Origin of the sequence: Shimia biformata (assembly GCF_016888515.1) — a bacterium.
GTDB lineage: Bacteria > Pseudomonadota > Alphaproteobacteria > Rhodobacterales > Rhodobacteraceae > Shimia_A > Shimia_A biformata.
In genome coordinates this window covers 1,899,048-1,911,294 of sequence record NZ_JAFEJK010000001.1, presented here as the reverse complement: position 1 = coordinate 1,911,294, position 12,247 = coordinate 1,899,048, and the positions used below count along the sequence as shown (strand labels likewise).

At 62.0% G+C, this 12,247-nt stretch carries 11 protein-coding genes and 4 tRNA genes; 4 read left to right on the top strand and 11 right to left on the bottom strand.

From position 1 onward, the window contains the following. Nucleotides 1-30: 30 nt before the first annotated feature. Both JQ863_RS09345 and hemA read right to left on the bottom strand, forming a co-directional pair. Nucleotides 31-1,248: a helix-turn-helix domain-containing protein gene (locus tag JQ863_RS09345; RefSeq protein ID WP_204114010.1), complete on the bottom strand. Its 1,218-nt coding sequence runs from the start codon at nt 1,246-1,248 to the stop codon at nt 31-33. A 124-nt stretch (nt 1,249-1,372) separates the two neighbouring features. Then, a complete protein-coding gene (gene hemA / locus JQ863_RS09340; protein WP_204114009.1) occupies nt 1,373-2,596 on the bottom strand; it encodes a 5-aminolevulinate synthase in 1,224 nt (407 codons plus the stop codon). Between the two features lie 223 nt (nt 2,597-2,819). Between hemA and JQ863_RS09335 the strand changes: the two genes are divergently transcribed. Continuing rightward, entirely contained in the window at nt 2,820-4,208 is a 1,389-nt protein-coding gene (locus tag JQ863_RS09335) for a dipeptidase (RefSeq protein WP_204114008.1), read from the top strand. A gap of 137 nt (nt 4,209-4,345) precedes the next feature. Here JQ863_RS09335 and JQ863_RS09330 read toward each other — a convergent pair. Together JQ863_RS09330 and JQ863_RS09325 are read right to left on the bottom strand one after the other, a co-directional pair. After that, nucleotides 4,346-4,422, bottom strand: a tRNA-Asp gene (locus JQ863_RS09330). Nucleotides 4,423-4,460: 38 nt separating this feature from the next. Beyond that, nucleotides 4,461-4,537: transfer RNA gene (locus JQ863_RS09325), tRNA-Asp, on the bottom strand. A 204-nt stretch (nt 4,538-4,741) separates the two neighbouring features. On the opposite strand from JQ863_RS09325, the gene JQ863_RS09320 reads away from it, so the two are divergent. Further along, nucleotides 4,742-4,927 (top strand): hypothetical protein, encoded by a 186-nt coding sequence (locus tag JQ863_RS09320; RefSeq protein ID WP_204114007.1) that lies wholly within the window; start codon nt 4,742-4,744, stop codon nt 4,925-4,927. Nucleotides 4,928-5,065: 138 nt separating this feature from the next. Here JQ863_RS09320 and JQ863_RS09315 read toward each other — a convergent pair. The 7 genes from JQ863_RS09315 to tgt form a co-directional block, all read right to left on the bottom strand. Further along, a tRNA-Val gene (locus tag JQ863_RS09315) sits at nt 5,066-5,141 on the bottom strand. A gap of 48 nt (nt 5,142-5,189) precedes the next feature. Further along, on the bottom strand, nt 5,190-5,783 hold the full coding sequence (locus JQ863_RS09310) for a histidine phosphatase family protein (RefSeq protein WP_204114006.1): 594 nt from the start codon (nt 5,781-5,783) through the stop codon (nt 5,190-5,192). A 65-nt stretch (nt 5,784-5,848) separates the two neighbouring features. Further along, nucleotides 5,849-5,923 (bottom strand) — tRNA-Val (locus JQ863_RS09305). 18 nt (nt 5,924-5,941) lie between these two features. Further along, a complete protein-coding gene (locus tag JQ863_RS09300) occupies nt 5,942-6,418 on the bottom strand; it encodes an HU family DNA-binding protein (RefSeq protein WP_239113250.1) in 477 nt (158 codons plus the stop codon). Nucleotides 6,419-6,564: 146 nt separating this feature from the next. Continuing rightward, nucleotides 6,565-8,967 carry an endopeptidase La gene (lon, locus tag JQ863_RS09295; RefSeq protein WP_204114005.1) on the bottom strand — a complete coding sequence of 801 codons (2,403 nt, stop codon included), beginning with the start codon at nt 8,965-8,967 and terminating at the stop codon, nt 6,565-6,567. 183 nt (nt 8,968-9,150) lie between these two features. Continuing rightward, entirely contained in the window at nt 9,151-9,747 is a 597-nt protein-coding gene (locus JQ863_RS09290; RefSeq protein ID WP_204114004.1) for a hypothetical protein, read from the bottom strand. 88 nt (nt 9,748-9,835) lie between these two features. Further along, on the bottom strand, nt 9,836-10,966 hold the full coding sequence (gene tgt / locus JQ863_RS09285; RefSeq protein WP_204114003.1) for a tRNA guanosine(34) transglycosylase Tgt: 1,131 nt from the start codon (nt 10,964-10,966) through the stop codon (nt 9,836-9,838). A gap of 106 nt (nt 10,967-11,072) precedes the next feature. On the opposite strand from tgt, the gene JQ863_RS09280 reads away from it, so the two are divergent. Then, nucleotides 11,073-11,966, top strand: coding sequence for an SPFH domain-containing protein (locus JQ863_RS09280; protein WP_204114002.1), 894 nt, complete (start codon nt 11,073-11,075; stop codon nt 11,964-11,966). Continuing rightward, nucleotides 11,963-12,241, top strand: coding sequence for an NfeD family protein (locus tag JQ863_RS09275; protein WP_204114001.1), 279 nt, complete (start codon nt 11,963-11,965; stop codon nt 12,239-12,241). The genes JQ863_RS09280 and JQ863_RS09275 overlap by 4 nt, the downstream gene beginning before the upstream one ends. The last annotated feature ends 6 nt before the right edge of the window (nt 12,242-12,247 follow it).

Here is a 12,247-nt window from a genome sequence, read left to right as displayed (position 1 = left end):
TTGCTCATCGACATGATGACAAAAAGCGGGTCAGTTGTTGTCGGCCACCGGCCTTGCGGCTTCGGCCAGTGCGACGATCTTGGCCAGCGCCTCGTCGCTTTCGACATTGGCAACGGTGTATTTCGACTGGATCTCATCCACCCCCAGCGCCACGTCGCGCACGGTGCCGGTGCCTTCCCCGGCGGGGCCAAACAACTCGCCGTTCACCTTGAAGTAAAGCGACCCGGACATGCCGGCGCGCAAAGTGGGCGGTTCTTCGGTTGCGGGCAGCACATATTCCTCGCCCGCATCGAGAATCTTTTCAAACAGGACCGAGCCATCAGCGGACCGGACCCGCACCCAGGCCGGACGCACGGCCATCAGCACCACCTCTGGCGCGGCCTCGGCCAGAACCTTTGGTGTTGTGACGGGCGGTTCGCTGTCCTGCGGCACGGTTGCCATCAGGGTCGGCTCATCACGCCGGAATGCGCCGACGCTTTGCGGATCAAGGGTCGAGATCGGTCCATCCCGCGCCACCAGCACCGGCACCTCAAGCGCCTGTGGACGGTAAAGCCGGTCAAGTGACTCTCTCGGCGGCGCAAAGACGCCGGTGGCATCGGCGAGATCCGCCGCCTCCTCGGCCTCGCCCACAAGCGCGGGCTGCACCGTTTGCAGCGGGTCGAGGTCGGACAGGACAACCGGGGTCTGGTCGACCGGCGCAAGCTGCACGCGCTGCACCTCGTTCAGAACGGCCCAGCCGCCATAGCCGATCCCGGCAATCAGCGCGAGCAGCACCAGCGACGAGCCGATGGCCTGCGGTTCGATCCGGCTGAGCAGCGATTCCTGCACCGGGGTAAACGGCATGTTCGGTGTGACCAGAGGATCGCGGTCACGCGGAGCAGTTGTGCGCTTGGGTTCGGATTTGCGGATGGTCGACGCCTCGGCCGACATGCCATGCGCGGTCTGGAACCCGCTTTCGCGGCAGAACGCCTCGAATGCGCGCTCGGCGTCCATGCCCAGATAGCGGGCATAGGACCGCACGTATCCGGCGATGAAACCCGGTGTTTCAAAGGCGGTGGGATCGCAGTTCTCGATCGCGGCGACATAGCTGGCGCGGATACGAAGCTCTCGCTGCACATCCAGAAGCGATTTGCCCATGGTGGCGCGTTCGCCCCGCATCATGTCGCCAAGACGCAGGTCGTAGTCGTCAAAACCTTTTGGTTTTGCGACCTCCTCTTCGGAAATGCGCGGTGTCTTGCGCCCGATCATCCACTACGCCCCATTCGCAACGCCGATCCTGAACCTATCCCCTGATAGTAGAATCAGGCTCGGATCGGTCACTTCATTAGGGCAACTGTAACACAGCGCAACCGATTCTGCACATTCGCGTGATTTAGCCGGCGAGTTCGGCACGATTCAGCGCACAGTGCGACCACAGCTGGTCCATGGCGCGGATCAGCTTGTCCATTTCCTCGGGGCCGTGCACCGGCGACGGCGTGAAGCGAAGACGCTCGGTTCCGCGCGGCACGGTCGGGAAGTTGATCGGCTGGACGTAAATGCCATAGCCCTCAAGCAGCATGTCGGAGAGTTTCTTGGTGTGGACCGGGTCGCCCACGATCACCGGAACGATATGGCTGCCGTGGTCGATGATCGGCAGACCCAGACCCTTGAGACGCAGTTTCAGCGTCTTGGCCTGCTGCTGATGCAGATCGCGGCGCGCCTGGTCGGTCTTGAGGTGACGGACCGAAGCCGCCGCCCCTGCCGCAACCGTCGGCGGCAGCGAGGTGGTGAAGATGAAGCCCGGCGCATAGGACCGGATCGCGTCACACAGTTTGAAGCTGGCCGCGATATAGCCGCCCATCACGCCATAAGCCTTGGCCAGTGTGCCGTTGATGATGTCGATACGATGCGCCAGGCGGTCACGTTCAGTGACACCGCCGCCGCGCGGACCATACATGCCAACCGCATGCACTTCGTCGATATAGGTCAGCGCGCCAAACTCGTCGGCCAGGTCGCAGATCGCCTCGATCGGGCCGAAATCGCCGTCCATCGAGTAGACCGATTCAAACGCGATCAGCTTGGGCGCCGCCGGATCGTCGGCTGCAAGCAATTCGCGCAGGTGTTCGACGTCATTGTGACGGAAGATGCGCTTGGCGCCCCCGTTGCGGCGCACGCCCTCGATCATCGAGGCGTGGTTCAATTCGTCGGAATAGATGATCAGGCCCGGAAACAGCTTCGGCAGGGTCGAAAGCGTCGCGTCATTGGCGATATAGGCCGAGGTGAACAACAGCGCCGATTCCTTGCCGTGCAGGTCGGCGATCTCGGCCTCAAGCCGCTTGTGATAGACCGTGGTGCCCGAGATGTTGCGCGTGCCGCCCGAGCCCGCGCCGGTGGCATCCAGCGCCTCGTGCATTGCATCCAGAACAACCGGGTGCTGGCCCATGCCAAGATAGTCGTTGCCGCACCAGACGGTGATGGGCTGTTCGCTGCCATCGGGACGCCGCCATGTGGCGTGCGGATAGTTGCCCTTTTCCCGTTCGATATCGATGAACGTGCGATACCGGCCTTCGTCATGCAGCCGTTTCAGCGCTTCGTCGAGTTTCGCATTATAGTCCACGGGCGTTCCCTCCGTCTTAGTCCGGCCTGCGCGTGTCAGACCATTTCGCTTCGGCACGGCGCCCGAGCATTCAACTTATTGAATGGATATAGCGCGTACCGTCCTTGAGCAACAGGTTACATTTTGCCGCTCACCACTCCTTGATCTTGGTCAAGCTGGTCTGGACCTTTTCAATCGCGCTGATAGGGTCGCGCAAAACTGAGGTCAACCAAGGAGTGCGCGCATGTCGCTTGATCCCGTTCTTTCCCGTATCGATGCCGATCTGGACCAGTCCATCACCCGCCTGATGGAGCTTCTGCGCATCCCGTCGATCTCGACCGATCCGGCCTATCAGCAACCCTGTCAGGATGCCGCCGACTGGCTGGTCAAGGACTTGCAAAGCATTGGAATCGATGCACAAAAACGCCCCACCCCCGGTCATCCGATGGTGGTGGGCCATGTCGGGGACCCCGGCGATGCGGGGCCGCATGTGCTGTTTTACGGCCATTATGATGTACAGCCCGTGGACCCGCTTGAATTGTGGAACACGCCCCCGTTTGAGCCCGAGTTGCAGGACACGCCCAATGGCCGGGTGATCCGCGGGCGCGGGTCGTCGGACGACAAGGGGCAGCTGATGACCTTTGTCGAGGCCTGCCGCGCATGGAAGGCCGTTCACGGAAAATTGCCCTGCAGAATCACCTTTTTCTTCGAAGGCGAAGAGGAATCGGGCTCGCCCAGCCTGATCCCGTTCATGAAGGACCATGCCGAGGAGCTGAAAGCCGACATCGCGCTGATCTGTGACACGTCCATGGTGTCGCCGGGTGTACCGTCGATCGCCGGGCAGCTGCGCGGCATGCTGAAGGATGAATTCACCATCACCGGGCCGACCATTGACCTGCATTCCGGTCACTATGGCGGCCCCGGCCTGAACCCGCTGAAGGAAATCGCGCGGCTGGTCGCGTCCTTCCACGATGACGACGGTCGCGTCGCAGTCGAGGGGTTCTATGACGGTGTGCATGAGGTGCCCGCCGATCAGCTTGCCGCGTGGCAGGACTGTGGTTTCGACGAACAGACCTATCTGAACTCGGTCGGCTATACCGTGCCGCATGGCGAAAAGGGCTATTCCACGCTGGAACAGCAATGGGCGCGTCCGACGCTTGAGGTGAACGGGCTTTGGGGTGGCTATCAGGGGGCCGGGTCGAAAACCGTGATCCCCAGCCAGGCCCATTGCAAGATCACCTGCCGTCTGGTCGGCGACATGGACCCCGCGGCGCTGCAGAAGAAGATTCGCGCCCATGTCGAGGCCCGGCTCAGCCCCGACGCCAAGATCACCTGGGACAAGACACCCGAGGGATCGCCGGCATCGGTCATGGACACCTCCCGCCCCGAATTCGCCGCCGCCCGCGCCGCGTTGTCGGCGGAATGGAACCGCGAGGCGGTGGTCACCGGCATGGGAGGATCGATCCCGATTGCCGGGTTCTTCAAGTCGATCCTCGGCATGGAATCGATGCTGATCGGCTTTGCCCATGACGACGACGCCATCCACTCGCCCAACGAAAAGTACAATGTGGAGAGTTTCCACAAAGGTATCCGTTCCTGGGCGCGGGTGCTGGATGAAATGACCAAGGGGTAGCGAAAAGGGCAGCGCCCGACCGCGGGTGGGCGAGAAGCGCCCGCCCATGGGGGCGGTCGGGCGCTGCCCGGCGTGCCGCCGGGCGGAAAACAGACCAGACTGGCGCCAATCAGGACTCAGGTTTTTTAGGAGAAAAATGGCGCGGTTGACGGGGCTCGAACCCGCGACCCCCGGCGTGACAGGCCGGTACTCTAACCAACTGAGCTACAACCGCGCATTGCCCTTTTCGGGCTGGGTCTTTCAAGGCAGCGGTGGCGCGGTTGACGGGGCTCGAACCCGCGACCCCCGGCGTGACAGGCCGGTACTCTAACCAACTGAGCTACAACCGCTCGCTACCAACCCGGGCTGCCCCGGGCGTGAGCCGTGGTTTATGTCCCCCGTCCCGGCGCGTCAAGCGATTATCAGCGGCAATCCGCAAGAAATTTTCCACCACTTGGCATCAACCCGCCTGCCCCCGATCAGGGGAATTGAGCTTCGGCTTCTGCGCGGTCAAATGGGGTCACCCAAGATCCTCAGGAAAGAAGGAAAATCACATGACCAAACGTTTCGCCCTGCTCTGCGTCACCGCCGTCACCCTTGCCGCCTGCAGCCAGAAGGAACCGCCCGCACCGATCTATGGCCAGCCGGTTTTTGACAAACAGGGCAATGCCAGCTGCGAGGCCGGATACACGCTTGTCACAACCGAGACCGGCGCCGAGGCCTGCGCGCCCTTGAGCTAAGCAACACGAAACGGGGGCGGCGCGGCCACGGTTTTGGACCCCATGCCCATACCTGCGCCGGCCCCGACCAGACCCGCCCGAACGGTCATCGCAACACAAAGGTTGCCCGCGACTTGGTGCGATGAATTGTGGGGTAAATGGTGGGTCGTGAGAGACTCGAACTCCCGACATCTTCGGTGTAAACGAAGCGCTCTACCAACTGAGCTAACGACCCGTCCGGCGTGATCTAGCGAATGCGGGACGGCTGCGCAAGCCGCGAAATTCACGTCAGCCGCAAAAAGCCCATCTCGGCATCCGGCCCGACCAGCGTTTCACGCCCGTTTTCAAGCAGATAGACCACACCCTGATGGTTGGACAGGCGCGCCATGCCGTCACGTCCCAGCCCGCAGACCGTGCCGCGCAGAACCTGCCCCAGCATACCGTGGCTGACGATGATCGTCGGGCCGGTCAGGTCCGACAGGAAGGACGTGACACGCGCCACCAGCCCGTCATAGCCTTCGCCGCCCTGCGCCGCGGTATAGATATCGAGATCGGCCCCCGGCGCGGCCACGTCGCGCTTGAGCTGGCCTTCCCAATCACCCGAGTCGATCTCGGCGATGCGGGGGTCGGTGATCAGGTCGATCCCACCAAGGGCGATGCGGGCCGTGTGCTGTGCCCGTCCTTGAGGCGAGACAAAGGCGCGACCGCCGGATGCGACGAACCCGGTCAGGTGCGGCGCCAGGATATCGCGCTGCGTATGGGCCTGCGCCAGCCCCTCGTCGGTCAGCGGCGAATCCAGCCGCCCCTGGATACGTCCTTCGACATTCCATTCGGTCTGCCCATGTCGCAGAAACCAGATCGGGGGAAGATCGCGCATGACGTTTGCCTTTTTTCAAAGCTCTGCCTCAGGTCTGCCGAGGGGCGGCGGTCATACGGGGGTAATGGTGGGCGATACTGGATTCGAACCAGTGACCCCTCCGATGTGAACGGAGTGCTCTACCACTGAGCCAATCGCCCGTGCCGCGCCTTCTAGCCCTACTCTGCGGCGTCCGCAAGAGGGGCAGTCGGGGTTTTTGCGGGTGGTTCGCCGGTGCTGTCCGATTTGCTGTCCTTTACCTTCTGCGCTGACTGGCGGATGCGGGCCGTCAGCACCTTGGCACCGCCCTTTTCCTTGCTGCGCTGGATCTTGACCTTGCCCATCGGTTGAAGGTTCAGGTCGCGTTCCGCAGCCAGGGTTTCGCCCAGAATGGCAAGCGCGGCCTCGATCGCGGGCTTGGCAAAGCGCTTTTTTACGCCCGAGCGTTCGACCACGGCCTCGATCAGGTCGGTCTTCTTGAAATCGGGCAGCGTTACCACCGGTTCCGCTTCTTTCACGACCACGGGTTTCACCGTTTTGGCAGCCGGGGCTTTCTTGGTCGCCGTCTTGGTCGCCGTGGCGCTGCGCTTGGACGTGGTCGCGCGGCTGCGCGTGGTTGTGGATCTGGTGCGGGTGCTGCCTGGCGTTTTGGCCATCTCGATTCGCCTCGTTTGTTTCCATTTTGAGGACATAGTAGCGGGTTCCCCGCGATCCGGCCACAGATCAGCGCAAAACCCTGAAACATTGAAAGAAAAAGGGGCGCCAGTGCGGCGCCCCTTGATCGGTTTCTGTGCGGTCGGGATCAGTGGGCCGTGGCCCCTGCCCCTTTCTCGGCCGCCAGTTTCGCGGCGGCAGCCTCTTCCGCGGCCTCGTCCCATTCAATCGGTTCGGGCGTATCGACCAGCGCCAGTTTCAGCACTTCCGAGACATGTTTGACCGGAATGATCTTGAGACCGTCCTTCACGTTGTCGGGGATCTCGGCCAGGTCTTTCTCGTTCTCTTCCGGGATCAGCACGGTCTTGATGCCGCCCCGAAGCGCCGCCAGAAGTTTTTCCTTCAGGCCACCGATGGGCATGGCATTGCCGCGCAACGACACCTCGCCGGTCATGGCGATGTCCTTGCGGACGGGGATGCCGGTCAGCACCGAGACGATCGACGTCACCATCGCCAGACCCGCCGACGGCCCGTCCTTGGGCGTCGCGCCATCGGGGACGTGGACGTGGATGTCGAACTTCTCGAACTGCGGCGGCTTGACCCCGATCTGGGGCGAGATCGAGCGGACATAGCTGGATGCGGCATCAATCGACTCCTTCATCACCTCGCCCAGCTTGCCGGTGGTCTTCATCCGCCCCTTGCCGGGCAGCTTCAGCGCCTCGATGTGCAACAGATCACCGCCCACGCTGGTCCAGGCCAGCCCGGTCACGACCCCCACTTGGTCTTCCTGTTCGGCCAGACCATAGCGGAATTTCTTGACGCCAAGGAAATCGTCCAGGTTTTCCGGCGTGACGGTCACCTTGTCGGCGTCCTTGCGCACGATCTGGGTCACCGCCTTGCGCGCGGTCTTGGCGATCTCGCGTTCAAGGTTCCGCACACCGGCCTCGCGGGTATAGGTGCGGATGATCTCCTGCAGCGCCTCGTCGGTCAGTTTGAACTCACCCTTTTTCAGGCCGTGGTTCTTGACCTGCTTGTCGATCAGGTGCTGCTTGGCGATCTCGCGCTTCTCGTCCTCGGTGTAGCCGGCGAGCGAGATGATCTCCATCCGGTCCAGAAGCGGGCCGGGCATGTTGTAGCTGTTCGCTGTGGTCAGGAACATCACGTTCGAGAGGTCATATTCGACCTCGAGATAGTGATCGACAAAGGTCGAGTTCTGTTCCGGGTCCAGCACCTCGAGCATGGCCGACGCCGGGTCGCCCCGGAAATCCTGCCCCATCTTGTCGATCTCATCGAGAAGGATCAGCGGGTTCGTCGTCTTGGCCTTTTTCAGCGCCTGGATGATCTTGCCGGGCATCGAGCCGATATAGGTCCGGCGGTGGCCGCGGATCTCGGATTCGTCACGAACGCCGCCCAGCGAGATGCGGATAAACTCGCGTCCCGTGGCCTTGGCGACCGATTTGCCAAGCGAGGTCTTGCCGACACCCGGAGGTCCGACAAGGCACAGGATCGGGCCCTTGAGCTTCTTCGACCGCTGTTGCACGGCAAGATATTCGACGATCCGCTCCTTGACCTTCTCAAGGCCATAGTGGTCGGCATCCAGCACGGTCTGCGCCCGGTTCAGGTCCTTTTTCACGCGCGACTTGGTGCCCCACGGGATCGACAGCATCCAGTCCAGGTAGTTGCGCACAACCGTTGCCTCGGCCGACATGGGCGACATGTTCTTGAGCTTCTTCAGCTCGGCATCGGCCTTTTCCCTGGCCTCTTTCGACAGCTTCGTCGCGGCGATCTTTTCCTCAAGCTCGGCCACTTCGTTCGAGCCGTCCTCGCCGTCGCCAAGCTCTTTCTGAATGGCCTTCATCTGCTCATTCAGATAGTATTCGCGCTGGGTCTTCTCCATCTGGGATTTGACGCGGGTCTTGATCTTTTTCTCGACCTGCAGGACGGACATTTCGCCCTGCATCAGGCCAAAGACCTTCTCCAGCCGTTCGCTGACGGACAGCGTTTCCAGAAGATCCTGCTTCTGGTCGACCTCGATCCCAAGATGCCCCGCGACAAGGTCGGCCAGGCGATTGGGTTCCTGGGATTCGGCAACCGCCGAAAGCGCCTCTTCGGGGATGTTCTTCTTGACCTTGGCATAACGCTCGAATTCATCCGCGACGCTGCGCAGCAGGGCTTCGATCGTGGTGGCGTCGCCGGGGAGTTCGGTCAGCGCCTCGGCTTCGGCTTCGAAGAAGTCGTCGTTTTCCAGAAATCCGGTGATCGCGACACGCGACTGGCCTTCGACCAACACTTTCACCGTGCCATCGGGCAGTTTCAGCAGTTGCAGCACATTGGCCAGAACGCCGGTGCGATAGATACCGGTTTCATCCGGGTCATCGACAGAGGGGTCGATCTGGCTGCTCAGCAGGATCTGCTTGTCATCTGCCATCACCTCTTCCAATGCGCGCACCGATTTTTCGCGGCCGACGAAAAGCGGCACGATCATGTGGGGGAAGACCACGATGTCGCGCAGGGGCAGCACCGGATAGGAGTTGTTGAGGGGCTCTTGCATACTCGGTCCTTGTTCTTTGCAAACCAGCGCGGGTCCCGCTTGGCGGCAACCCTTCGGCCGGTTCCGTTTCCTGTCTGTCAAAGGTGGGCAGCACCCTGCACCATTTCAACCTTCGATCACGGGGTAACCACAGCATAGTGTGGCTGCGCCCGACCACAAGGCGGCATATGGCGCAAATGCCCCTTAATTGCGCTTAAGCGTGATAAGGCGGCGCACCTGCGCGGAATTCTCGCCCTGGGTGCCGTCCATGTTCATCACGCCCGACAGCAGGTCTTCGTTCACCATATGCAGGATGAAGCTGTAATCACGTGCGCCGCCGTCGGAATCGGTCAGCTTGCCGCCAAACTGGATGCGCATGATCTCGGACGGGCCGCAGGCCGGGGCGGTGCCCATCGCGTCGGCGTCCATCACCACCGAGGGGGCGTTTTCGTCCTGCCCTGGGTGGAATTCAAACTTGACGCCGTAATCGGTGGGATTGCCGCGCACAATGCGCACCTCGACAGCCTGCGCATTGCCAACCTTGGCATAAAGCTTGCCGTCCTGCATGACCATGGTGATCGCCTGACTGCCCTTGGCCGGAACCGGTTCGGTCAGCGACTTGGCCCCGGTCGACAGCACCATGACGCCCTTGCCGTTCTTTGCCGTGAATTCGCCCTGAAGCGCAGGCGCAACCACCGCGTTGAAATCCTTGTTGGTCAGTTGGCAGCCATCCAGATCGGCAGCAAGCACAGGTGTCGCAAGCGTCGCGGCAATAAGGGTGGCGGCAAAGGGTCGTTTCATGGCGTCCTCGCAAATCATGGTCGCCCAGAAGCTAGCCCAGCCCCGCCCGCGCCACAACGCGCAAATCCCGCCGCGGTTTCGCCGCAAGTCAAAGGGGTTCAATGTCCCCTTCCGCCCGCTGGCGGTGGAACTCGGCCTCCCACGCGTCAAATGTCCTTTCGGCAATCGCCGCCCGCATGCCTGCCATGATCTCCTGGAAATAGTGCAGGTTGTGCCATGTCAGCAGCATGCCCGAGATCATCTCGTTGGCGCGGAACACGTGGTGCAGGTAAGCGCGGGAATAGTTCGCGCAGGCGGGACAGGTGCAATCTTCGTCCAGCGGGCGCGGGTCGTCGGCGTGGCGGGCGTTCTTGATGTTGACGACGCCACGGCGGGTAAAGACCTGGCCCGTGCGGCCAGAGCGCGATGGCAATACGCAATCCATCATGTCGATGCCGCGTTTGACCGCGCCGACGATGTCGTCGGGCTTGCCCACCCCCATCAGGTATCGCGGCTTGTCCACCGGCAGGAAATCGGGCGCATAGTCGAGGCAGCCAAACATCGCCTCCTGCCCCTCGCCCACAGCCAGACCACCCACGGCGTAACCTTCGAACCCGATCTGTTTCAGCGCCTCGGCGCTTTCCTCGCGCAGGTCGCGTTCAAGCCCGCCCTGCATGATGCCGAACAGGGCATGGCCGGGACGGTCGCCAAACGCCTCGCGCGACCGATCGGCCCACCGCATCGACAGGCGCATGGACTCGGCGATCCGGTCACGGTCGGCGGGCAGCGCCGGGCATTCGTCGAAACACATGACAATGTCCGAGCCCAGAAGCCGCTGAATCTCCATCGACCGTTCCGGGGTCAGTTCGTGTTTCGATCCGTCGATATGGGATTTGAACGTAACGCCCTTTTCGGTCAGCTTCCTCAGCCCCGCCAGCGACATGACCTGAAACCCGCCTGAATCCGTCAGGATCGGCCGCTCCCAGTTCATGAACCTGTGCAAGCCCCCCAGCCGGTCGATCCGCTCCGCCGTCGGGCGCAGCATCAAATGATAGGTATTGCCCAAAAGGATATCCGCCCCGGTCGCGCGCACCGATTCCGGCATCATGGCCTTTACCGTCGCCGCCGTACCCACCGGCATGAAGGCCGGCGTGCGCACCTCGCCACGCGGCGTCTGGATGACGCCGGTGCGGGCCTTGCCATCGGTGGCGTGAAGCTGGAACGAGAAACGGCTTGTCATGAGGCACCTGTCTGGAGTTTGGTTCCCTTAACCGCATTTTGCCCGGCTTGTAAAACCGGTGCCGAATTCCCATGTGTATACAATAGCATACAATAGTGAGGTGACAATGTCCGAAGACCTGATCGTTGATGTCCTTTTGAGCAATATCGTCCTGATACTGGGCGCAATTTTCCTGATCCTGATCGTGCTGAAAGGCATTCGGATCGTGCCGCAGTCGGAAAAATTCGTGGTCGAACGCTTTGGCCGCCTGCATTCCGTCCTTGGGCCCGGCATCAATTTCATCGTGCCGTTTCTGGATGTGCCGCGTCACAAGATCTCGATTCTCGAACGGCAACTGCCCAACGCCACGCAGGACGCGATCACGCGCGACAACGTGCTGGTGCAGATCGATACCTCGGTGTTTTACCGCATCCTTGAGCCGGAAAAGACGGTGTATCGCATCCGCGACGTCGATGCCGCGATTGCGACCACGGTGGCCGGCATCGTGCGGGCCGAGATCGGCAAGATGGACCTTGATGACGTGCAATCCAACCGCAGCCAGCTGATCGACCAGATCAAGGCCAGCGTCGAAACCGCCGTGGATGACTGGGGGATCGAGGTCACGCGGGCGGAAATCCTCGACGTGAACCTGGATCAGGCGACCCGCGACGCCATGCTGCAACAACTGAACGCCGAACGCGCCCGCCGCGCGCAGGTGACCGAGGCCGAGGGCCAGAAGCGCGCCATCGAACTGAACGCCGACGCCGAGCTTTACGCCGCCGAGCAGACCGCCAAGGCGCGCCGCATTCAGGCGGACGCCGAGGCCTATGCCACCGAGGTCGTCGCCAAGGCGATTGCCGACAATGGGCTTGAGGCGGCGCAATATCAGGTCGCGCTGAAACAGGTCGATGCGCTGAATGCGCTTGGCAAGGGACAGGGCAGCCAGACGATCCTTGTGCCGGCAAATGCGCTGGATGCCTTTGGCGACGCGTTCAAACTGCTGAAAGGCGGTACAAAATGAGCGATCCGATCTGGACAATCTGGTGGGTCTGGGCGGCCGCTGCGCTGATCCTTGCCATTCTCGAGGTGCTGGCGCCGGGCTATGTCTTTCTTGGCTTTGCGATCGGCGCGGGCGCGGTCGGGCTGTTGCTGGCCAATACCGGTCTTTCGGCGGGTCTGCCGCTTCTGTTGCTGATCTTTGCGGCCCTGTCGCTGGTGGCGTGGTTCGCCCTGAAACAGCTGTTCCCGAAATCCACCGGGTCGGTCAAAACCTTCGACGAAGATATCAACGACTGACCAACA